Source organism: Actinomadura graeca, from assembly GCF_019175365.1.
Classification (GTDB): domain Bacteria; phylum Actinomycetota; class Actinomycetes; order Streptosporangiales; family Streptosporangiaceae; genus Spirillospora; species Spirillospora graeca.
The window spans coordinates 5,032,878-5,054,545 of sequence record NZ_CP059572.1; the positions used below are offsets into that span (position 1 = coordinate 5,032,878).

Genomic DNA, 21,668 nt, shown 5'->3' on the forward strand with positions numbered 1-21,668 from the left:
GCCAGGACGCCTCGCAGGGTCGGAGATCGGCGGGACGGGCGTGACCACATGACGCCTTCCTCGGCGGTGGACGCGGCGGCAAGGCGGCCGGCCCGGGGGACGGGCCGGCCGCCTTGGACTCGGTGCGCGCCCGGTTTCATGCGCGCTGGAATTCCCGCGTCGTGCGAATCGGGATCAGGAGAAGTACAGCGATTCGACGTTGCCGCGGTAGGTGACGTTGAAAGCGCCGCCACTGTTGGGAACGAAACCGGCGCAGCTGCCGGTGTAGTTGACGTCGGTGCAGATGACCGCGCTCCGGGTGGCGTCGTTGTTCCGCCCGAACCTGGAGTTGTTGGCGACCACCGTGCCCTGGCCGGTGCCCGGCGACAGGTAGACGTTGTCGAAGAGGTTGGGGTCGTTGACGGCGAAGTCGGAGAAGCTCTGCGTGGCCAGAATGTTCTGGTACAGGCAGAATTCACCGCCGGTGCAGACGCCGTCCTGGTGGCCTAGGAGCGCCGATCCCGCCCGCGTGGTGTTCGCGGCGGAAGCTCCGGTGGCAGCCTGCGCGGGAGCCGGCAGAACCAGTGCGGCGATGGCTCCGATTCCGAACGCCGCGGTGACCGATCGGCGGAGCCGGCGTCGGCCCGGCTTTGTCTCGGTGGACATGACATACCCCTCTGAATGAGATCGCGATTCCGGATTCGTCTCGGTTTTTCGCCGATTGAGGTGACGCTCCTTTCGGGCGGATAGGAAATCGCTGACAGGGCAAAGATTGGCACGGGCGGCGCGCAATGGTCTTCGTGAGTCGTGAGCAACGCCGCCGGGAGCGCGGACGCCGTTGGTGAGACGTCGCAAACCGCCGCTCACCGCTGAGACGGACGCCCCTGTCGCGCGAACCCACCCGGTCTCCGGGCCCGCGGAGACCGCCGGGTGACGGTGTGCAGGCCGGGCGGTGTGATCCGGGAGAACGTCCGCGGAGGCTGAACGATGCGGGGGGTTACGCCGTACAGCCTGGTGACGTGTGACTTTCCGGGATGGAGGGGGCCGTCGCCGTGGGTGTCGAGGACGCGTCCCGACTCGTTGCCGGGTGTGCCGGGCGGCGGGGAGGCGGTGCCGTGGGCGGGCCGGGGGTGCTCGGCGAGGTGACGTTGCCGGGCGTGCGGCGGTCGGTCGCGTACGCGCGGGGCTTCGTCAGGGAACTGGCGGGCGGGTACGAGCGGCTGGACGATCTGGTGATGGTGGTGAGCGAGACGGTCGCGAACGCGATCACGCACACCGCGTCGGGGCTGGAGGGCGGCCGGGTGCGGGTGGTGCTCGCCGCCGGGCCGGACTGCTACCGGCTGGAGGTCACCGACGACGGCGCGGCCGGCGGGCGGCCGTTCGTCAAGGACGAGACCGGCGCCGAGACCGGCCGCGGGATGCGGATCGTGGCGGGCCTGGCATCGCGGTGGGGGTTCCGGACGGAGGGCGCGCGCACGGTGGTGTGGGCGGAGTTCCCGGCCCCGGCCGTGGACGGCCGCGGCCGGGAGACGGTCGGCGACCCCGGCTGAGCCGCCGCGCCGGCATCCGCCGGGCGTTGCGCCGCGTGCTCGCGCGGTGGTGGACGGCGTCGATGGCGCGATCCGTGGGGTACCGGTCGTTGACGCCATGAGGAGCGGACGGCGAGCCTGGGAGGCATGCAGCGCGTCGCGTTCGTGATCTACGAGGGGTTCCACTCGCTCGACCTGACCGGCCCGCACGAGGTGTTCCACTTCACCGGGCGGTACGAGTGCCTGGTCGTGGCGTCCGAGGCGGGTCCCGTCCGGGCGAGCAGCGGGCTGCCCGTGCACGCCTCGCACGGGGTCCGGGACGTGCCGCCGGGCGGCGTCGACACGCTGATGGTCATCGGCGGGAGGGGCGTCGACCGCGCGCGGGACGACACGGCGCTCACCGCCTGGATCGCCGCCGCCGCGAGGACGGCGCGGCGCGTCACGTCGGTGTGCAGCGGGGTGCTGCTGCTGGCCGACGCCGGGCTGCTGGACGGCCGCCGGGTCACCACGCACTGGGGCCGCGAGCGGCAGCTCAGGGACGAGTACCCGGGGCTGGCCGTCGACTGCGACCCGATCTACATCCGGGACGGGCGGTTCTGGACGTCCGCCGGGGTCACCGCGGGGATGGACCTCGCGCTCGCCCTGGTCGAGAACGACCACGGCCGGGACGTCGCGCACGCGGTGGCCCGGGAGCTGGTGATGTTCCTGCGGCGGCCCGGCAGCCAGTCGCAGTTCAGCGTCCCGCTGTGGTCGGCGCAGCCGTCCTCCGACCCGATCCGGGCGGCGGTGGCGGCGGTCCAGGCCGACCCGGGCGCCCGGCACAGCGTCGCCGACCTGGCCGGGCGGTCGGGGCTCAGCGCGCGGCACCTCCAGCGCCGGTTCACCGCCGAGCTGGGCGTGCCGCCCGCCGCGTACGTCGAGCGGGTGCGGGTGGAGGCGGCGCGGCGGGCGCTCGCGGAGGGCGAGGAGCCCGTCGAGACGCTGGCCCGCCGGCTCGGCTTCGGGACGGGCGAGACGCTGCGCCGCGCCTTCCACCGGCAGGTCGGCGTCGCCCCGTCCGACTACAGGGACCGTTTCCGAGGAATGAGGGAGTTCGCATGACCACGTACGGGCTGCTGGTCTTCGACGAGGCCGAGGAACTCGACTTCGCGGGTCCATGGGAGGTGTTCACGGCGTCGGCGATGGTGCGCGACCAGGGCGACAGGGCGATGCTCCTCGCGGAGCGGTCCGGGCCCGTCCGGTGCGCCAAGGGGCTGCGCGTCCTGCCCGACCACACCCTGGACGACCACCCGGGGCTGGACGTGCTGCTCGTCCCCGGCGGCCGGGGCGCGCGCGAGACCGAGCCGTCGAACCCGGTGGTGACGGGCTGGATCGCCGAGACCGCCGAGCGGGCCCGGTGGGTGACGAGCGTGTGCACCGGCGCGTTCCTGCTCCACGCGGCGGGTGTCGCCAAGGGGCGGCGCGTGGCCACGCACTGGTCCGCGGAGGACCGGCTGGAGTCCCTGGGCGGCGTGACCGTCGTCCGCGACGCCCGGTACGTCGTCGACGGGAACCTGGTCACCAGCCAGGGCGTGTCGGCGGGCATCGACATGGCTCTGTGGCTGATCGGGCGGATCCACGGGCGCGACCACGCGCGCACGGTCCGCCGCTACATCCAGTACGACCCCGCCCCGCCCTACCTTGCCGACGAGCCCACCGGCCGGGACGAGGAGCCTTCCTAGGGGTCGAAGATGTCGGCGGCGCCCATCGCCACGCGGGCGCGGACGTCGTCGGCCGTCATCGCCTGCCCCGAGCCGCCCCGGACCATCAGCGGCCAGTGCTCCGCCGCGGCCTCCACCAGCTCGGCGGCCAGCAGCTGGGACGGCGTCCCCTCGAAGATCTCCAGGACCACGGCGGTGTAGGGGGGCGGCCCCAGGACCGCGTCGTGCAGGGCCGCCGCCGACGGGTCCACGGGCGGGGCGCCCGGCGGCCGGAGACGCACCCACACCCACGCACCGGCACGTTCCAGGACGGCGTCCGCGCGATCGTCCGGGGCGAGCCGTCCGCCGAGGGACCGGACGATCCGCGCGAACCGCTCAGGGGTGACGCCGCCCGGCAGCAGCAGCGTCGCCTCGTCCACCCGGGTGCGGCGCCGTCCGGGCAGGGGTGCCTCGCGGTCCTCCGGCCGGAAGAAGCCCGACCGGCGCCGCGCCAGCCGCCGGTACAGCTCCGCGACGGTGATCACGGCCTCCCCGAAGTCGCGGATCGCGAGGGGCCAGCGGTCGGCGGCGGCCAGCACGATCTCCGCGGCGATCCACTCGCTCTCGCGGCCCGGGAGCACCTCCAGCACGATCCGGGTGCGCGGCGGCGCGCCGAGGGCCCGCGCGCACTCCTCCCGCAGGGCCGCCGCGCGGATCGGCTCGTCCGGCGGGAACGGGTAGACGACCACGGCGCCGTCCCCGCGGACGAGGACCGTCACGTCGGGCGCGCCCGCCGCGGGCTGGGGCTCCCCGCCCAGCGACACCACCAGGTCGCGGATCTCCCCGGACCCGATCGCCGCGCTGGACACGAGGTGGAGGTCGGCGGACACCTCAGGGGGGCGCGTCGGCCGACGCGGTGGTCAGTGCGGTGGTCAGCGCGGACGTCAGGGCGGCGCCCGCGGTGCCGTCCGGGTCGAGCTCCGGATCGTAGATGCCGACGTGCAGGCCCACCGCGCGGGGGCTGGCCAGCAGCGTCGCCAGGACGGACGTCAGCTCCGCGAACGACAGCCCGTCCGGGTTCGGCGAGTCGACCGCCGGCATGACCGACCTGTCGAGGATGTCGGCGTCCAGGTGGATCCAGAAACCCTCGATCGGCGCGTCCTCCAGATGGGCCCGCGCCGCCCGCGCCGCCGCGTCCGCGCCGTGCTCGCGGACGTACTCGATCGGGTACCGGTCGATGCGGGAGGTGTCGAAGGCGGCCAGGTCGGAGTCCGCGTGGTCCTCCGGCTCCCGCTGGACGCCGATGTGCGCGACGTGCTCCTCCGCGACGTAGGGGCGCAGGCCGTCGAGGTCGGTGAGCGCGCCGGGGCCGTGGCCGGTGACGAGGCCGAGCGCCAGCCCGCCCGCCGTGAGCCGCCCCGCGTGGGCGGCCGGGTCGAGGCGCGGCGAGTAGTCGTCGTGACCGTCCAGATGCGCCAGCCCGTAGGTGCCGCGGGCGCGCAGCGCCAGCATCGGCCCGAGCAGGATGCTGCAGTCGCCGCCCAGCACGAGCGGGAAGCGCCCCGCGTCCAGCAGCCCGCCCACGCGTGCCGCGAGCCGCGCCGAGTACTCCGCCAGCGCGGGCCCGTTCAGGTAGCCGGTCGTGTGGTCGGGACCGAAGACGTAGGGCGGCGGATCGACGCGCCCGGCGTCCTCCGCCCCCGCACGCCCTGCGATGCCGTGCTCGCGCAGCGCGCGGGCGAGGCCGCGCACGCCGGGCTCGTGACCCTCGCGCGGCGGCCGTAGGCCGAGGTTGGAGGGGGCGTCCAGCACCGAGATCACCCTTCGCAGCCTAACGTTGAGGGTCGAACACGCGGAGGAATTTCGATGACCGTTCTGGGCCGCCTGACCGACCGGATCCTCGGCCTGCCCGTGGCCCCGGCGCATGACACGCCGCCGCCCCCCGGGGTCGCGCGCGATCTGCGGGTGCCGATGCCGGACGGCGTGACGCTGCTCGCCGACGTGCACCGCCCGCGCGGCACCGGCCCGCTGCCCGCCGTCCTCATCCGCACCCCGTACGGCAAGGGGCAGGCGCTCGTGCGGCTGTTCGCGGGCGTCCTCGTCCGGCGGGGCTTCCAGGTCGTCGTGCAGGACGTGCGGGGGGTGGGCGGCTCCGGCGGCGAGTTCCGCGCCTTCCACGACGAGCGGGAGGACGGGCTCGCCACGCTCGCGTGGCTGCGCGCGCAGCCGTGGTGCGACGGCCGGGTCGCGACGGTCGGCGCCAGCTACCTCGGCTTCACCCAGTGGGCGGTCGCGCCCTACGCCGACCCGCCCCTGGAGGCGATGGGCCTCGGCATCACCGCGTCCGAGTTCGTCAGCTCCTTCTACCCGGGCGGCGCGCTGGCCCTGCACAACACGCTCGTATGGTCGTCGCTCATGGGCGTCCGGGCCGGCCGCCGCGGGGAGGAGGGGGCGCGGGACGGGCGGCGCCCGCTGCACGACCGGCGCGTGCGGCGCGCGATGCGGCACCTGCCGGTCGGCGAGGCCGACACCGCCGCGATCGGCCGCCCCGAGCCGTTCCTGCGCGAGGTCACCGCCAACGCCGAGCGGATCGCGTTCTGGGAGGCGACCGACCACAGCGCCCAGGTCGCCGCGACCACCGCCCCCGCCAGCATGGTCACCGGCTGGTGGGACCCGTTCCTGCGCGGGCAGCTCCGCGACTTCGAGGCGCTCCAGGCCGCCGGCCGCCGGGCCCGCATCACGATCGGGCCCTGGGGACACGACGCGAAGGCGCTGCGGGCCGTCCTCGCCGACCAGGTCTCCTGGCTGGACGCGCACCTGGGCGGGGACACCGCCGCGCTGCGCCGGGCGCCCGTCCGGCTGCACCTCCAGGGGTCGGGCCGCTGGCTGGACTTCGAAAGCTGGCCACCGCCCGGGACCGAGCCGACTCCGCTGCACCTGTCGCACGGGCTGACCTGGGACGCGCCGTCCGGCACCGAGCCGGTCGCCTTCACCTATGACCCGCTCGACCTCACGCCGGGCGTCGGCGGCCCGCTCCTCTCACCGGGCAGGGCCGGACAGCGGGACAACGGCCGGATCGAGGCGCGCGGCGACGTCGCCGTCCTCACCGGCGCGCCCCTCGACCGTCCCCTCGACCTGATCGGCCCGGTGTCGGCGACCATCCACGTCCGGACGAGCACCGGCCACGGCGACCTGTTCGTCCGGCTCTGCGACGTCGACCCGCGGGGCGTGTCCCGCAACGTCACCGACGGCATCGTGCGGATCTCCTCGCCGGGACTCGTCCGCGCGGAGGTCGAGATGCACCCGACCGGCTACCGCTTCCACCGCGGGCACCGGCTCCGCGTGATGCTGGCGGGCGGGGCGTTCCCCCGCTTCGCGCGCAACCACGGCACCGGCGAGCCCGCCGCGCGGGCCGTGGCGTCCAAGCGCGTCCGCTTCGAGGTCCACCGCGACGCCGGGCACCCGTCGTCGCTGCTACTCCCCGTCTGGAACGGCTGAGGCGGACGCCGCCGCGGAGCCCTCCGCGGACGTCGCGGCGGGCTTCCCCGCGGCCTCCTCGGCGGCCTTCTCCGCGGCTTCGGCGCGCAGCCGCTCGTACTCCTTCAGCACCTTCTTGCGGGACCTCGCGGACAGCCGGTCGATGTAGACCTTCCCCTCCAGGTGGTCGGTCTCGTGCTGGAGGCAGCGCGCCAGCAGCCCCGTCCCCTCGACGGTGACCGGCTCCCCGCGCAGGTCGAAGCCGTGCACGGTCGCGTGGTCGGGACGCGCCAGCTTCGCGTACGGGCCGGGCACCGACAGGCACCCCTCGTCGCCCTCGTCCAGCCGCCGCCGGTCCAGCGGCGGAAGCTCCAGCACGGGGTTCACCACGACGCCCTTGTGGCGCTCGCCGTCCTCGTCGGGGCAGTCGTAGACGAAGATCCGCAGGTCCACCCCGACCTGGTTGCCCGCGAGCCCGACGCCCTCCGCCGCGTACATGCTGGCGAACATGTCGTCGGCCAGCTCCGCGAGCGCCGCGTCGAACTCCTCGACCGGCCGGCACGCCTGATGCAGGACCGGGGTCCCCACCAGCGTGATGGCCCGCACTCGCCCAGTCATAGCCCGCTCTCCTCCGTCCGGCACCGTCACCACTGCGACCCTAGTGCGGATGCCGGGGTGCCCGCCCCGCGGCCCGGCGACGTCCCCGCCGCGCGCCGGGCGTCGCGTGCCGTGAGGCCGGGCGGCGCCCCCGCGCGGACCGTGTTCCGTTCGTCGCAGACGGTGAACCGTTCGTCGAGCCGGGAGAGCGAAGCCCTCGCAGGCCCCTCCGGGGGCTCGCTACGTTCGTCGCATCCGCCGGACGAACGGCGCGAGCCGCTCCAGGGGCGGGCCGCTTCGGGGGGAGCGGGCCGCTCGCGATGGAGCAGGCGGGCCCCGGTACGGGGCGCCGCGGCCGGCCCGGCGGAACGGGGGGAGAGGGGTCACTTCTTTGGGGGGAGTGGCCCCTCCGTCTGTCCGGCGCGTGATGCCACCCGCGCGCCCTCACCGGGGCCTCCCGTCCCGGCGGGATGCCCGGCGTCGTCCGGGCGGTGAGGACCGGCTCCGCCCGCGTAAAAGAGTCCAAGCGTTCGTTGAACGAGTAAGTCAAAACGTTAAGCGCGGGTGCGGATTGGCGATAAAGGGACCGCCGCCCGGCCGTTCTCGGTACGGTGCCGTGCTCGTCGCCGATCTCAGAAAACTTGACGCGTCGGACGTCGACTTCGCCGTGGCGCTGCGAAATGGTCATCCGCATGGAATCACGAATTCGAGCCACCGGGGGTACCGGGCCGACCGGCTGGCTGCTCACCTTTCTCGGCGCACGCGAGCAGGCGCTGCGCACTCACAGCGGCCTCGCGACCGGCCCCACGGAATGGCTGCTGGTGTTCCTGGAGGTCGAGCGCGCCGAACTCGCCGGCCGCCAGCGCCCCACGCTGCTCTCGCGGCGCGGGCGGCCCGAGGAGTACCCGTTCGGACGCCTGAACGCCCGCAGCGCGTAGGACGGGAGAAAATGATCATCGAGATGTTCCTCGCCGCGCTGATCGGCGGCGCGATCGGCGTCGCCGAGCTCGTCGCGCGCTACCGCGACAAGCCCGTCGCGGCGCTGCTGTCCCCGGGCGGGCTGCTGTTCGCCTTCGTCAACACGAGCGCGTCCGTGGTCGCGCTGATCGCGGTGACGGCGTCGGGCTGGACGTTCGGCCTGCCGGCGACGATGCCCCCGACGACCCTCATGGTCGTGCGGGTGATGGCCGCCGGGATCGGCTCGGCCGCCGTCCTGCGCATGTCGTTCGCCCCCGCCCAGACCCGCGCGGCCGGCACCGGCCCGATCGCCCTGCTCAACGGCATCCTCCGGATCGCCGACGGCGAGCTGGAACGCAAGCGCGCGCTGAGCCGGCTGTCGCACAACGACCTGTCCGGCCTGTCGTTCGAGCGCGACCACGCGGCGCTCGCCGAGCTGTGCTGCCACCTCATGCGCGAGTTCGACCTCGCCGAGGCCCAGCGGCTCGGCGGCCTCGCCGCCGAGCTCAGCCACCGCGACGACCTCACCGACGCCGACAAGCTGGACTGCTGGGGGCTGGAACTGACGCGGCTGGTGGGCGAGCGCGCCCTGCGCCAGGCCGCCCGCCGGCTGCGGGACCGCCCGCGGGAGGAGACCCGCAGGGTCGTGCCCGAGGAGGACCGGCCCGTCGCCGCGCCCGAGCCCGACTACGCCGAGTCCTCGGCGGGGCCGCTGCGCCCGCCCGCGGGCAAGGCGTCCCGCCTGGCCTCCGGCGCCAACGGCCGTGCGGAGCGCAAGTCCTTCAGCGACGCGTGAGGGGCGTGGAATGCCGGTGTGCCCGTCGGGGCGCACCGGTCATTTCATCAGGCGGACCCGGCGGGTCTGGCGGACGGCGGTCGCCGTCCCCTGCCACGCCCGTCCGGCGCGGTCGCGGTGGACGTCCCGCGCCGCCGGGGCCCCGGCCGCCGTCAGGACCTCGGCCGGATGATCAATGGGGGGACGCTCTCGTCCCGCTCCTCCAGGGCCGCCGCGATGCGGTGCAGCGCCTCGGCCATCGAGACCAGCGCCTGCACCTGGGCGGCCGCCATGAGATTCCCCGGTGACGGATCGGCGGCCTGTGCCTCCGCTGCCGCGTCGCACGCCTGCTGGCTCCACCAATGCACGCGGCGATCCTAGGGGAACCGGCCGATCCGGCACCCGCCGCCGCGCGGACACTCTCGACGAAAGGCCCGACACCCGTGAACCGATGGCCGCCCGACTGGGCCGTGAAACCGCTGCGCAGGCTCACCGCGGGGGAACTCGCGGAGGCGCTGGAGTACCTTGAGAAACACCGCCCGGACGACGATGTCCTCGGCCGTGCCCTCGCCGGCGAGTTCGCCCGACGCACCGCCGCCGAGCACCGTCCCGCCAAGCATGCCCGTCCCGTCTGACCTCGCGGGAGAGCGACGATGACGACAGTGAGACTGCGCAGGGTGTACGAGCCGGCGTCCGTGGAGGACGGCACCCGCGTGCTGGTCGACCGAGTCTGGCCGCGCGGCCTGACGAAGGACGCCGCCCGCCTTTCCCGCTGGGAGAAGGACGTCGCGCCGTCCACGGAACTCCGCAAGTGGTTCGGCCACGAAGCCGGCAAGTACCCCGAATTCAAGCGCCGCTACGCCGGCGAACTCGAGGATCCCGTCCGCGCCGCCGCGCTGGACCGCCTGCGCGACCTGGCCGCCAAGGGTCCTCTCACTCTCCTGACGGCCACCAAGGACCTGCCCCACAGCCATGCCGCGTTCCTCGCCGGCCATTTGAGCGGCTGAACGCGCGCCGCCCACCGTGAAAGGCCCGATCCACCGGGATTCGGCCGGCCACAAAGGCGGCCGCTTGCGTCGGCGCAAGCCCTCTGTCGTGAAATCGGCCGTGCCGCGATCATGATTGGCGAATGCGCCGGATCCTTCTGCGGCGCGTAATGGCGGAGGCCGCCGTGTCCCGTCGTGCTCGTGCCCGCGCCGGGCGAAGATGTCCGGGAATCTGTCAAGGCCGAGAAAGTGGCCTCTTAAGGTCATGGCACCGGATGCCCGGCCCGTTACGCTAATTGTGGGCTTTTGTCTGATTCGATGGGATGATCGTGGCCGAACAGTTCGAAGCGCATCTGCCGTCGGTTCCCGGACTCGACCCCAACGTGGCCAATTCGGCGCGCGTGTGGGACTACTGGCTGGGGGGCCATCAGTACTACGAGGCCGACAAGGTGATGGCCGACGAGATCGAGAAGGTGCTGCCCGACATCGTCGCCCAGGCCCGCGCCGACCGGCTGTTCCTCAGCCGGGTCGTGGAGTTCTTCGCCGGTGAGGCGGGGATCGGCCAGTTCCTGGACATCGGGACGGGCCTGCCGACCTCCAGCAACACCCACGAGGTCGCCCAGCGGCTGCGCCCCGACGCCCGCGTCGTCTACGTCGACAACGACCCCCTGGTCCTGGCGCACGCCCGCGCGCTGCTCACCAGCACGCCGCAGGGCGTGACGGCCTACCTGGACGCCGACATGCACGAGCCGGACCGGATCCTGGACGAGGCGGCGGCGACCCTCGACCTGGACCGGCCGGTGGCGATCACGATGCTCGGGGTGGTCTGGCACATCATGGAGGACGACCAGGCGCGCCGGATCCTCGGGCGCCTGACGGAGCGGGTCGCGCCGGGGAGCCATCTGGCGATCAGCCACCAGACCGACGAGATCACCGGGGAGCGGGCGCGCGAGGCCGTCCGCATGTGGAACCGGGACGGCACCCCGCCCGGGGTGTGGAGGTCCAGGCGGCAGCTGGAGGACCTGTTCGACGCCGTGGGCCTGGAGTTGCTGGAACCGGGCGTGGTGTCCTGCAACCGGTGGCGCCCGGAGACCGTCGAGATCCTGCCGGACGAGGTCGACCAGTTCGGCGGCGTGGGCCGCAAGCCGTGAGCCCCTCGCCGGCCGTCCCCTTCCGGCCGTCCCCCTTCCGGCCGTCCCCCGGGGGCGGCACCGTCCGGCCATGCCCGTGCCCCGATCGGGATGCGCGGGCACGGAGGAATCGGGCAAGCTGGGCGGGTGGCCGGCCGGTGGTGATCGCCGCCGGCCGGGCCCCCGGCGGGAAGGAGGGGCGTGGGCACGTTATGGCTGCCGACACGCGACCCTGACGCGCTGACACGCCCCCGGCTGCTGCTGGCCGCCCGGCTCCGCGCCCTGCGCGAGCGCAACGGCGTGGTGGTGGAGGCGGCGGGCGCGACGATCGGGTCGCTGCCGCTGCTGGAGGCGATGGAGCGGGGCGTGACGGCCTCCGACCCGCACCACGTCATGGCCCTGGCGTCCCTGTACGAGGTGAACGACCACGCCGCCCGCCTGCACCTGCTGCAACTGGCCCTCAACTCGCGCGAGGAGGGCTGGTGGGCCCCCTACCGCGGCGTCATCCGGTCCTGGTTCCTGCCGTATCTCGGCGCGGAGCAGGCCGCCGAGATCATCCGTTCCTACACCGTCGGCGCCGTCCCCGACCTGCTGCAACATCCCGCCTACGCCGAGAAGCTGATCCGCTGGGGGCACCAGGGCGCCGGCGAGGAGGAGCTGGCCAAGCGGCTGGAGCTGCTGCTGCGGCGGCAGCGGATCCTGCACGGGGCCGATCCGCCCCGGCTCTGGGCGATCATCGACGAGACGGCCCTGCGCCGGCGCATGGGCACCGCCGAGATCACCTACCGGCAGCTGGAACACCTGCTGGACCTGTGCGAGCTGCCGCACGTCGTCATCCAGATCATGCCGCTGACCGTGGGCCATGACCTGCCGCGCGGCCCGATCACGCTCGTGAAGGTCCTGCGCGACCAGGACGTGCGCCAGGTGGTCTACCTCCAGCAGTTCAACGCCGCCTTCTACCCCGACTACGAGCGGCGGCACCTGTACGTGATGGACCTGCTGGCGGTCGTCGCCGAACCCCCCGCCCGCACCCCGGCCCTGTTGCGGCAAATGATCGCCGACCTGTGAGCGGGAAGGGGCGAATGTCGCCGATGACACAGAAACGGGCGGGCCGGACTGGCATGCTGTCCGGCGGCGAACAGGCCGCCCTTCCCTGAACGACCTCGCGTGCCGCCGAGTCAGATCATGTCCCACGCCGAGTAGAGAGACGGAGCGATGGCCACGACGCCGCGGCGCACCCCGGCCCACCAGCTGATGATCAACTGCTTGCACGGGGCGCACATCGCGCACGGGCGGCCCTCGTCCGCCAAGATCCTGGACATCGTCAGGCGGCTCCCGGAGCTCTACCCGGACCTGCGGGCCGAGCGCGACACCGACCGTGACACCGGGCTGTCGTCCGCGGGGAACATCTACAAGATCATTATGGGATGGCACGGCTGCCTGCCGACCGCCCCCCAGCTCTCCCGCCTCATCCTCGCCTTCCAGCACTTCGCCTTCGTCGAACGCGTGATCCACGACGATCCGGGGACCGCGACCCTGCCCGGCTGGCAGGCGGTGCTGAGCGAGGCGACGGTCCTCGACATCGCGCAGCGGAACTCGGGCGTCTTCATCGACGCCACCCGTCCCGACCCCTCCCAGCCGGTGCGGCTGCCCGCACCGGGACCGGCGTCGGCCGGCGGGCTCCCCCAGACACGGACCCCGGTCGGCGTCGTCGCGCTGTCCCCGGTCGAGGTGCACTGCCTCGTCACCCTGGGGCCGCACGGCCGGAAGGTCACCGTGCGGGCGTCCAGCGGCGACCCCGGGACCCTGTACGAGATGGCCCTCGGCCTGTTCACCTCGGGTTCCCCCTACAACGAGCGCGCGGCGACGTTCGCCGCGAGCGCCGCGGCGGCCGGGGTGGCGGCCGCGACCGACCTCCTCATCGCGTCCGAATCCGGAGCCGCCGCGATGACCCAGCTCGTCCTCGGGCAGGTGCGGGCCCTGGAGTACGCGGCCGTCCGGGGCAACGACGAGGACGCCGCGCGGTACTTCTCCGAATGCGCCGCCCGTGTCGTCCGGGTGGGCGTCAAGGAGCAGGCGCCCCAGCTGGACGGCTGACCGCCGCGCCCGGACGGGGCCGGAGGCACCGTCATCGAACGTTCGCCTTCCGACTTTTCTGTTTGGTACCAAATCTTTTTGGTGGGGACGGAGACCCGCGGGGCCACTGACGTTTCGTAGCGTTTCCTCGCTGTTCTTGCTGCGTCCTCGCACTTCATTTTGTGTTTTCTTGCCAGAATGCCGATTATCGGGGGATGCAGTACGCAAAGGTATGTGTGTTCATTTCGTCCTTACGGAGCACCTCCCCGCGATGCCGATCCTCGCCCGTGGCGGCGGCGGCGACGGCGCCTTAGGCCATGACCGCCGCCCGACGAGCCGCCGACACGACGCCGCCCCCCGCTGTCCAGAGGAGACCGAGTTGGCGATCGTGCTGACCACCACGTGGATGCTGGCCACCGGCAGGCGGCTGCACCAGCGCCCCACGCTTCATGACCTGGATTGTGAACAGTTGATCGATTTCTGGGCCGACGGCCGGTTGGTCTCCGTCGAAACGGCAGGAAAAAGGTGACGATGAGCGGACCCACCCCGGGTGCGGAGGCATGAAGCCCCGCTACAGGACCTGCTTCGCGGTCGACATCCGCCGCTACACCGGCCGGGACCCGGCATCGCAGGCCCGGGTGCGCGACGCCATGCACGAGATCGTCAGGGCGGCCTCCCAGGGCGCCCGCGTGCCGTGGCGGTCCGACGTGGGCACCGACCGGGGCGACGGCGTGCTGGTGGTCACCGGAAAGGTCGGGGTCGAGGTGCTGTTCGGGGACTTCATCCGCAAGCTCGGAGGCGGGGTGCGCGGGCACAACCTGCTCGCCGCGCCCGGGGAGCAGATGCAGCTGCGGGTCGCCCTGGACGGCGGCTACCTCAACAAGGACCCGCAGGGCTACTCGGGGGACGCGCTCAACCGGGCCGCCCGGATGCTCGACGCGCCGGACTTCACCGCGCGGATGGACGACCGCGCGGCGGAGTTCGCGGTGATCACGTCCGACGACCTGTACGAGGTCGTCCGCGGCTACCACCTGCTCGACGACAAGCGGCTCGACCGGATCCAGGTCGAGGTGAAGGAGACGCGCACGACGGCGTGGATGTGGATCCCGTGAGAGGTCAGGGGACGAGGACCTGGCGGGCGGGCTCGCCCGGCGGGGCCGCCGGGGGACCGGCGAGGCGCCGCGTGACCCGCCGTCCCACCCGCTGGGCCGGGGCCTCGATCCAGCGGTGCGACGCCCAGCTCGCCGCCACCAGCACGGCCACGAACACCACCAGGCCCACCACGTCCTCGTGCCCGGAGGCGCCGAGGAACTGGGCCGCGATCATCAGCAGCAGCGGGTGCAGGAGGTAGATCGAGTAGCTGACGGTGCCGAGGGCGATCGTCCAGCGCGGGAAGCCCCGGTGGCGCAGCAGCCAGCCCCCGGCGAAGGTGGCCGCCGCCAGCACCAGCGGGGCGGACCAGTAGAGCTGGACGCGCCACGCCTGCTCGGGCGTGCCGGTGTTCCACGTCCCGCAGGCGATGGCGCCGCCGAGGACGAGGGCCGCGGCCGTGGCGGCGGCCCGGCGGCCGGTCTGGCCGTGCTCGGCGCGGTAGACCGCCGTCCCGGCGAACATGACGGCCAGCATGATCATGCCCTCCCAGGCGTAGACCCGGCCGTTCACCGTCACCAGCGCCACGGCCAGCAGGCCGCCGAGCACGCCGCCCGCGACGCGCAGCGCCGGGCGGCCCGAGACCGCCGCCGCGATGGCGGCGGCCAGCGCCAGGGCGACGGTCCCGACCAGCGGGCCGGTTCCCGCCGTGCGCGACAGCAGCGCCGAGGGCAGCAGCGCGCCCACCAGCAGCGCCGCCACGGCGAGCCCGGACGCGACGGCCGCGGACCGCCGGTGCCCGCCGACCACGAACAGCGCGACGATCAGCAGGTAGAAGGCCATCTCGTAGGACAGCGTCCACAGCACGTTGATCGCGTTGGGCACGCCGAGCAGGTCCTGGAGCATCGTCATATGCGCCAGGACGGCGGTCACCGGGTCATACCGCTCCAGCCCGGCCCGCAGCCCGAGCACGCCCAGGAGGAACGGCAGCACCGCGACGAGGCAGGCCACCGCGAGCAGCGGGTAGATGCGGAAGAACCGCCCGATCCAAAACCCCCGCACGCTGCCGCGCCGCTCCAGCGACGCCGGGACGATGTAGCCGCTGACCAGGAAGAACACCATGACCCCGTAGCGGCCGGGGTCGAACCGCGGGAGCAGCCAGACCTGGAGCGAGGGGAGATAGATGTAGCTGGCGTGGTGAAGGGCCACCGCGAGCGCGGCCCACCCGCGCAGCGCGTCCAGCCACCCAAGTCGTCCGATAGTGGAGGGATCACCCCCATTGGGGATCATCCCGACAGGGTAGGCGCTTCGGGCACCCGCGGGTGGGTGTGTTGTCAGATCGGGCGTCAGGCCGAGTGCGGCGCCCGGCCAGGGGCGCCGGACGGGCCCGGACGGGGGTGCCTCCAGGGGTCGTCCGAAACACCCCTGACCTCAGCGGGCGCCGGGCCGATCTGGCGGGAAATATGCTCCTATCTGGGGCGATACTTCGGCTTCAGGGGTTGTCGCGTTGTCGCGCACCGCTCAGACGATCAACGCGGCGCGGGAATGGGAAGGCCCGATTCGCGCCCGTCCGCTGAGGAGGATTTCGACGCCGCCGCGTACTGCGGGTAGAAATGTTGTCGTCCTGCGAAGCGCACCCTCGACGCCAAGGAAGCCACCCCATGCCCTTGTCTCCCCGCCTGGAGGCCCCGTCCGAGGTCCTGGCCGCCCTGGAGGAGTCGTACGAGCGCGTCCTGCGCCGCGACCCCGGCGAGCCGGAGTTCCACCAGGCCGTCCACGAGGTGCTGGAGTCGCTCCCGCCCGTGCTGGCCGCCCGTCCCGAGCTGGCCGCCGCGCGGCTGGTCGAGCGGGTCATCGAGCCCGAGCGGCAGATCGTCTTCCGGGTGCCGTGGCAGGACGACACGGGCGCGATCCACGTCAACCGCGGCTTCCGCGTCGAGTTCAACAGCGCCCTCGGCCCGTACAAGGGCGGCCTGCGCTTCCACCCGACCGTGAACCTCGGCGTGGTGAAGTTCCTCGGCTTCGAGCAGATCTTCAAGAACGCGCTGACCGGGCTCGGCATCGGCGGCGGCAAGGGCGGCAGCGACTTCGACCCGCACGGCCGCTCGGACGACGAGGTGATGCGCTTCTGCCAGTCGTTCATGACCGAGCTCCAGCGGCACATCGGCGACCACACCGACGTCCCCGCCGGTGATATCGGCGTCGGCGCGCGGGAGATCGGCTTCATGTTCGGCCAGTACCGGCGCGTCACCAACCGCTGGGAGGCGGGCGTCCTCACCGGCAAGGGCCTGCCGTGGGGCGGCTCCGCCGGGCGGACCGAGGCGACCGGCTACGGCAACGTCATGTTCACCGCCGAGATGCTGAAGCGGCGCGGCGAGGACCTGGACGGGCAGCAGATCGTGGTGTCCGGCTCCGGCAACGTCGCGATCTACACCATCGAGAAGGCGCAGGCGCTCGGCGCGAACGTCGTCACGGTCTCCGACTCCGGCGGCTACGTGGTGGACGAGAAGGGCATCGACCTCGAACTCCTCAAGAAGGTCAAGGAGATCGACCGGGGCCGCGTGTCCGACTACGCCGAGCTGCGCGGCGTCTCCGCCCGGTACGTCCCGGGCGGCAGCGTGTGGGACGTGCCCGCCGACATCGCCCTGCCGTCCGCGACGCAGAACGAGCTGGACGAGGCGGCGGCGCTGGTGCTCGTCCGCAACGGCGTCAAGGCCGTCTCGGAGGGCGCGAACATGCCCGCCACGCCCGGGGCCGTCCACGTCTTCCAGGACGCGGGCGTCGCGTTCGGGCCGGGCAAGGCCGCGAACGCCGGCGGCGTCGCGGTGAGCGCGCTGGAGATGCGGCAGAACGCGGGCCGCGAGTCCTGGGCGTTCGAGCGGGTCGAGGCGGAGCTGTCCACGATCATGACGACGATCCACGACACCTGCTTCGAGACCGCCGAGCGCTACGGCGCCCCCGGCGACTACGTCACCGGCGCCAACATCGCGGGCTTCGAACGCGTCGCCGGGGCGATGCTGGCGCAGGGTCTCGTCTGACTGCCGGCCGTTCCGGGGGGTGTGGGGGGTCGTCCCCCCACAAGGGACCGGACCGTCCCGTGCGGCCCGCCACGTCCCGCCCCGGCTCAGGTCCTGACGGCCTCCCGCGGACGCGGCGCGGGAGGCGGCGCGAGGCGGTGGCGGCCGTTCGCGAGGAGCGCGCCCGCCGATCCGGCGAGGGCGGCGGCGAGGAGGAAGGCGCCCGGCGGCCCCGTCCGCTCGGCGAGGATCCCGGCCAGCGGGAGCGTCGCCGCCTGACCGCAGTTGTTCACCGTCGACAGCCAGGTGTGGGTCTCGGCGGCGCGTCCCCGCGGGGCGACCGCTCCGGCGATCCGGCCGAGCAGGGCCAGCGCCGGGGCGACGACGAGGCTGCCGAGCAGCACCGCGGCGCCGGCCGGCCACGGGCCCGGCGCCAGGGCGCCGAGCGCGGCCGCCGCCGCGAACCATCCCGCCAGCGCGGCCGCCTGGAACGGGGGCGACCCCGGCCAGCGGCGCGTCCCGGACAGCAGCCCGCCCGCCAGGCTCGCGGCGGCCGCGCCCGCCATGATCACGCCGAGCAGACCGGGACGGCCTTGCTCGTCGGCGACGGCGGCGACCGCGACCTCCACGACGGCGAGGGCCGGGAGGAACAGCAGGGCGCCGAGCAGCAGGCGGCGGACGCGGCCGTCCGTGAGCGGGCCGAGCGTCCACAGCGCGCGGCCTCCCGGCGCGCGCCCGGTGGTCGCGAGCCGGCCGCTCGCGAGCATGACCGCCACACCGGCCGCGGCCGCGACGCCCGCCGCCGCCGGTGGCAGCCACCCCGCCACCGTGCCCAGCCCGCCCACGAGCAGCGGGCCGATCACGTACACGGCCTCCAGGATGACGGCCTCGCCCGTGAAGGCCGTGGTGAGCAGCTCGTCCGGGACGAAGGCGGGCAGCGTCGCCCGCAGCGCGGGCCCGGCCGGGGGCAGCGACGCGCCCGCGAGGACGGCCCCGGCCACGGGCAGCGCGGGCGGCGGCGCGGGCACCGACCAGCACGACGCGAGCAGGCCGAGCGCCCCGCAGTGGACGGCGGCGGACAGGCCGAGCACCCGGCCCGCGGCGAACGCGTCCAGCGCCCGGCCGAGCAGCGGCGTCGCGACCATGAGCGCGGCGGAGAACGCGCCGACCAGCAGCCCCGAGCGCGCCGTCCCGCCCGTCTCCTGCCCGAGCAGGAGCAGCGACAGCCCGACGACGCCGACGGGCATGCGCGCCAGGAGGTATCCGAGGTACAGGCGTGTGGTGCCCGGAACGGCGAAGAGGGCACGATAGGAGGCGCCGGTGGCCGCCCGTCCCCTCGGCACTGGAACACTCACCTCCAGCACCCAGATAAGCACGGTCCGCACATGACGCCCCGCGAGTCGCTGATCTTGACCGGGTCCGGTCATCCGACTCGGGCGGCCGTTCACCCGGCGGGTAGAAAGCAGAGTGATCTTCAAGTTGCGAAAGGAGGGCGAGGTGAAGCGGAAAGTCATCCGTAAGCAGCAGACCGCCAGCCAGCGACACGAGTTCTGACGGGCTCCCCAGCGTGGCCGGACCCTTTCGGGGTTCGCGCCACGTTCCGTCTCCAGCCCCCCGCCTTCCGCACCGGAGGTCGCACGTGCGCGTCACCCTCGCGGTCATGCCCTGGCACCTCGTGACCGCGCCGAACGGGGCGGCGAGCGTCCTCGCCGCCGCCCTCGCGCCGGACCACGAGGTCACCACCTACTACGGCAGCATCTCCTTCGCCGAGCGGATGCTCGCCGAAGCCGAAACCGCTCCCGAAGGAAGCGCGGAAGCGCGTCTGCTCCCCGAGTCCTATATGTACGTGGCCGAAGAGGGATTCACCGGCGGGATCGGCGAATGGCTGTTCACGGGCGCGCTCTACGGAACCCCCCGGCTCCCGGCGGAGGCGGCCGAGGCGTGCGCGGCGATCGGCTTCGCCCCGGACGTCGCCGAGCAGATCTTCCGGCTCGCCCCGGCGTTCGCGGCGGACGCGGCGGACGCCATCGCCGCGGGCCGCCCCGACGTCGTGGGGTTCACCACGACGTTCTCGCAGACCGTCCCCGCCCTCGCCGTGGCGCGGCGGCTGCGCGCCCTCGCGCCGCACGTCACGATCGTGTTCGGCGGCTCCAACTGCGACGGCCCGATGGGCGCCGCGCTGCACCGCAACTTCCCGGAGATCGACTACGTCGTCCGCCGGGAGGGTGAGGCGCCCCTGCGCGCCCTGCTGGACGCGCTGGCGGAAGGGGATCCCGGGCGGACGGCCCTCCAGGCGAGCCGGATACCCGGTCTGTGCTGGCGGGACGAGTCGGTACAGGGGGGGTGCGGGGGGTGTGGGGGGTCGCCCCCCCACGAGGGGCAGGGTGGTTCCGGGGGGTGTGGGGGGTCGTCCCCCCGCAAAAGAACGGTCTGGGCCAATCCCGAGGACGGCCGTCTCCCCGGCGGCGGGGACTTCCCGCCGATGGACCAGGACGCCTATTTCGAGCGGCTGGAGACTTCCCCGGTCGCCGACTACATCCAGCCCGCGCTGATGATGGAGACGGCGCGGGGCTGCTGGTGGGGCGAGCGGCACCACTGCACCTTCTGCGGCCTCTCCGACATGATCCTGCCCTTCCGCTCCAAGGCGCCGGAAAGGGTGGTCGGGGAACTCCTCGCGGGCGTCGGCAGGCATCAGGTCCTCGACGTCCTCACCACCGACAACATCGTCGACCGGACCTATTTCGACACGGTCTTCCCGGCCCTTGAGGAAAGCGGCCTCGACCTGCGCATCATGTACGAGGTCAAGTCCGATCTCACGCCCGCGCAGGCCCGCGCGCTGCGCGGTGCGGGCGTCGTCCAGGTGCAGCCGGGGATCGAGAACCTGCATTCGCTGCCGCTCAAGCTCATGCGCAAGGGCGTCACCGGGACGGGCAACATTGCGACGCTACGGGAACTGCAAGGACAGGGCCTCACCGTCCTCTGGAACTATCTCGTCGGATTCCCCGGGGAGACCGACGCGTGCTACCGGGAGGTGATCGGGCAGATCCCGCTGCTCCACCATCTCCAGCCGCCGCTCGGCGCGCACCGGATCGCCCTCGAACGCTTCAACCCCTACTTCGACCACCCGGACATGGGCTTCGCCGAGCGCCGCCCCCGCGCCTGGTACCGCGGCGTGTTCCCCGGCCTCGGCGAAGCGGACCTGGCGGACGTCGCCTACCTCTTCGAGACCCCGGACCACGGGATCGGCGGCGCCGTCCTCGCGGCGCTGAAGGCCGCGTTCGGCGTCTGGCGCGACGCCTATCCCCGCTCGTCGCTCACGCACCGCTCCGTCCGCGGACGGCTCCACCTGTACGACCGCCGGGCCGGGCGGCACGCCGCCGACCACGTCCTCGACGACCCCGCGGAGGTCGCCGCGTACGCCGCGCTGGCCCGCGGCCGGTCACCGGAGGGCCTCGCCCGGCACCTGTCCGCCGCCGGGTGGCGGGTCGGCGCCGCCTGGCCGGCCGCCTTCGTCGACGACCTCGCGGCGCTCGGCCTCGTCTACCGCGAGTCCGGACGCGCGGTGACGCTGTCCACCGAGCACGACGCCACGGCGGTGCGCGGCACGGCCGTCCCCACGCCCGCCATGGTCGGGGCGGGCACGTGACCCCCGGCGGGACCCGGTGATCCGCGGCCTGCCGCCCGTCGACCTGACGAGCGCCGCCGGGATCGCCGCCGCCGAGGGGCGCCCGGACGTCCGCGTCCTGGAGGTCCCCCTCGCGGCCCTGGCCTCCGGCGAGACGATCCCCGGCGGGCCGGACGAGCCGCTGACCTGGCTCCGCGTCCGCCCGGAGCCGTCCGGCGCGCCGCCGTCCCGCCGCGCGTGGCCCGCCGACGAGGACTTCGCCGCACTGCCGTCCGGGGTCATCGGCATGACGCTGGACGCGCCGTCCCTGCCCGGCGCGCCCCAGCTGATCGCGTTCCTCGTCCGCGCGACGTCCTTCGGGGTGCCGCTGGAATGGGGCGGCGCGGTCGCGGGCCTGCCCTGCGGCCTGCTGTTCCACCTGGCGCCGCCCGCGTTCGGCGACGACGCGGCAGCGAAGTGGCGCGCCGCGCACCGCTACGGGCAGTGCTACTGGCGGCGCGGCAACGGGTTCGCCACCGTCCAGGACCTCCGCGAGGAGCCGGGCGCCCACTTCGTGATCCACGACCCCGGCCTGCTCGCCCTCTTCCACCGCCTCGCCGATCCGGTCGCCACCGCCGGTCTCGGCGAGCAGGACCGTGCCCGGCTCGGCGACCTCCTCGACGCCCGGCTGGCCGTCGAGATCGGCGGCGTCGCGGTCGCGCTGCCCTACCGGCTGCGCCGCTGGCCCGCCCCTGTCATCGACTTCTGACCGG

Annotated in this window: 23 protein-coding genes; 16 read left to right on the forward strand and 7 right to left on the reverse strand. The window is 73.8% G+C overall.

Annotated features, from left to right (window positions below):
• Positions 1-174 precede the first annotated feature (174 nt).
• Complete coding sequence (locus AGRA3207_RS22440; RefSeq protein WP_231329008.1) at positions 175-645, reverse strand: hypothetical protein; 471 nt, start codon at positions 643-645, stop codon at positions 175-177.
• A 449-nt stretch (positions 646-1,094) separates the two neighbouring features.
• On the opposite strand from AGRA3207_RS22440, the gene AGRA3207_RS22445 reads away from it, so the two are divergent.
• The 3 genes from AGRA3207_RS22445 (at position 1,095) to AGRA3207_RS22455 (ending at position 3,229) form a co-directional block, all read left to right on the forward strand.
• A complete protein-coding gene (locus tag AGRA3207_RS22445) occupies positions 1,095-1,529 on the forward strand; it encodes an ATP-binding protein (protein ID WP_231329009.1) in 435 nt (144 codons plus the stop codon).
• A gap of 126 nt (positions 1,530-1,655) precedes the next feature.
• Entirely contained in the window at positions 1,656-2,609 is a 954-nt protein-coding gene (locus AGRA3207_RS22450; RefSeq protein WP_231329010.1) for a GlxA family transcriptional regulator, read from the forward strand.
• Entirely contained in the window at positions 2,606-3,229 is a 624-nt protein-coding gene (locus AGRA3207_RS22455; RefSeq protein ID WP_231329011.1) for a DJ-1/PfpI family protein, read from the forward strand. The genes AGRA3207_RS22450 and AGRA3207_RS22455 overlap by 4 nt, the downstream gene beginning before the upstream one ends.
• Here the strand turns inward: AGRA3207_RS22455 and AGRA3207_RS22460 are convergent.
• Together AGRA3207_RS22460 and AGRA3207_RS22465 are read right to left on the reverse strand one after the other, a co-directional pair.
• Positions 3,226-4,077: a hypothetical protein gene (locus tag AGRA3207_RS22460; RefSeq protein ID WP_231329012.1), complete on the reverse strand. Its 852-nt coding sequence runs from the start codon at positions 4,075-4,077 to the stop codon at positions 3,226-3,228. The genes AGRA3207_RS22455 and AGRA3207_RS22460 overlap by 4 nt on opposite strands.
• A gap of 1 nt (position 4,078) precedes the next feature.
• Positions 4,079-5,008, reverse strand: coding sequence for an arginase family protein (locus tag AGRA3207_RS22465; RefSeq protein WP_231329013.1), 930 nt, complete (start codon positions 5,006-5,008; stop codon positions 4,079-4,081).
• A gap of 45 nt (positions 5,009-5,053) precedes the next feature.
• On the opposite strand from AGRA3207_RS22465, the gene AGRA3207_RS22470 reads away from it, so the two are divergent.
• Positions 5,054-6,685, forward strand: a complete 1,632-nt coding sequence (locus AGRA3207_RS22470; protein WP_231329014.1) for a CocE/NonD family hydrolase — start codon at positions 5,054-5,056, stop codon at positions 6,683-6,685.
• Here the strand turns inward: AGRA3207_RS22470 and def are convergent.
• Positions 6,662-7,282 (reverse strand): peptide deformylase, encoded by a 621-nt coding sequence (gene def, locus AGRA3207_RS22475; protein WP_231329015.1) that lies wholly within the window; start codon positions 7,280-7,282, stop codon positions 6,662-6,664. The genes AGRA3207_RS22470 and def overlap by 24 nt on opposite strands.
• A 671-nt stretch (positions 7,283-7,953) precedes the next feature.
• On the opposite strand from def, the gene AGRA3207_RS22480 reads away from it, so the two are divergent.
• Together AGRA3207_RS22480 and AGRA3207_RS22485 are read left to right on the forward strand one after the other, a co-directional pair.
• Positions 7,954-8,199, forward strand: a complete 246-nt coding sequence (locus AGRA3207_RS22480) for a hypothetical protein (RefSeq protein ID WP_231329016.1) — start codon at positions 7,954-7,956, stop codon at positions 8,197-8,199.
• An 11-nt stretch (positions 8,200-8,210) separates the two neighbouring features.
• Positions 8,211-9,014, forward strand: a complete 804-nt coding sequence (locus AGRA3207_RS22485) for a hypothetical protein (protein ID WP_231329017.1) — start codon at positions 8,211-8,213, stop codon at positions 9,012-9,014.
• A 152-nt stretch (positions 9,015-9,166) separates the two neighbouring features.
• On the opposite strand, the gene AGRA3207_RS22490 is transcribed toward AGRA3207_RS22485, so the two are convergent.
• The gene (locus tag AGRA3207_RS22490; RefSeq protein WP_231329018.1) at positions 9,167-9,361 is read right to left on the reverse strand and encodes a hypothetical protein; all 195 of its coding nucleotides are present in this window, start codon (positions 9,359-9,361) and stop codon (positions 9,167-9,169) included.
• 75 nt (positions 9,362-9,436) lie between these two features.
• On the opposite strand from AGRA3207_RS22490, the gene AGRA3207_RS22495 reads away from it, so the two are divergent.
• From AGRA3207_RS22495 to AGRA3207_RS22525, 7 genes are all read left to right on the forward strand, one after another.
• On the forward strand, positions 9,437-9,628 hold the full coding sequence (locus AGRA3207_RS22495) for a hypothetical protein (protein ID WP_231329019.1): 192 nt from the start codon (positions 9,437-9,439) through the stop codon (positions 9,626-9,628).
• An 18-nt stretch (positions 9,629-9,646) separates the two neighbouring features.
• Positions 9,647-10,000: a DUF488 domain-containing protein gene (locus tag AGRA3207_RS22500; protein ID WP_231329020.1), complete on the forward strand. Its 354-nt coding sequence runs from the start codon at positions 9,647-9,649 to the stop codon at positions 9,998-10,000.
• Between the two features lie 302 nt (positions 10,001-10,302).
• Complete coding sequence (locus AGRA3207_RS22505) at positions 10,303-11,130, forward strand: SAM-dependent methyltransferase (RefSeq protein WP_231329021.1); 828 nt, start codon at positions 10,303-10,305, stop codon at positions 11,128-11,130.
• 180 nt (positions 11,131-11,310) lie between these two features.
• On the forward strand, positions 11,311-12,177 hold the full coding sequence (locus AGRA3207_RS22510) for a DUF5753 domain-containing protein (protein WP_231329022.1): 867 nt from the start codon (positions 11,311-11,313) through the stop codon (positions 12,175-12,177).
• A gap of 147 nt (positions 12,178-12,324) precedes the next feature.
• Positions 12,325-13,206: a hypothetical protein gene (locus tag AGRA3207_RS22515; RefSeq protein ID WP_231329023.1), complete on the forward strand. Its 882-nt coding sequence runs from the start codon at positions 12,325-12,327 to the stop codon at positions 13,204-13,206.
• 358 nt (positions 13,207-13,564) lie between these two features.
• Positions 13,565-13,714 (forward strand): hypothetical protein, encoded by a 150-nt coding sequence (locus AGRA3207_RS22520; RefSeq protein WP_231329024.1) that lies wholly within the window; start codon positions 13,565-13,567, stop codon positions 13,712-13,714.
• A gap of 31 nt (positions 13,715-13,745) precedes the next feature.
• A complete protein-coding gene (locus AGRA3207_RS22525) occupies positions 13,746-14,297 on the forward strand; it encodes a hypothetical protein (RefSeq protein WP_231329025.1) in 552 nt (183 codons plus the stop codon).
• 4 nt (positions 14,298-14,301) lie between these two features.
• Here AGRA3207_RS22525 and AGRA3207_RS22530 read toward each other — a convergent pair whose 3' ends face one another.
• On the reverse strand, positions 14,302-15,564 hold the full coding sequence (locus AGRA3207_RS22530) for an acyltransferase family protein (RefSeq protein WP_231329026.1): 1,263 nt from the start codon (positions 15,562-15,564) through the stop codon (positions 14,302-14,304).
• 371 nt (positions 15,565-15,935) lie between these two features.
• On the opposite strand from AGRA3207_RS22530, the gene gdhA reads away from it, so the two are divergent.
• Positions 15,936-17,312, forward strand: coding sequence for an NADP-specific glutamate dehydrogenase (gdhA, locus tag AGRA3207_RS22535; RefSeq protein ID WP_231329027.1), 1,377 nt, complete (start codon positions 15,936-15,938; stop codon positions 17,310-17,312).
• An 86-nt stretch (positions 17,313-17,398) separates the two neighbouring features.
• Here the strand turns inward: gdhA and AGRA3207_RS22540 are convergent, their stop codons facing one another.
• Complete coding sequence (locus AGRA3207_RS22540; RefSeq protein WP_231329028.1) at positions 17,399-18,646, reverse strand: MFS transporter; 1,248 nt, start codon at positions 18,644-18,646, stop codon at positions 17,399-17,401.
• A gap of 305 nt (positions 18,647-18,951) precedes the next feature.
• Here AGRA3207_RS22540 and AGRA3207_RS22545 point away from each other — a divergent pair, with 305 nt between their 5' ends.
• Positions 18,952-20,937 carry a RiPP maturation radical SAM C-methyltransferase gene (locus AGRA3207_RS22545; protein ID WP_231329029.1) on the forward strand — a complete coding sequence of 662 codons (1,986 nt, stop codon included), beginning with the start codon at positions 18,952-18,954 and terminating at the stop codon, positions 20,935-20,937.
• A gap of 16 nt (positions 20,938-20,953) precedes the next feature.
• The gene (locus tag AGRA3207_RS22550) at positions 20,954-21,664 is read left to right on the forward strand and encodes a DUF5825 family protein (RefSeq protein WP_231329030.1); all 711 of its coding nucleotides are present in this window, start codon (positions 20,954-20,956) and stop codon (positions 21,662-21,664) included.
• Positions 21,665-21,668 lie beyond the last annotated feature (4 nt).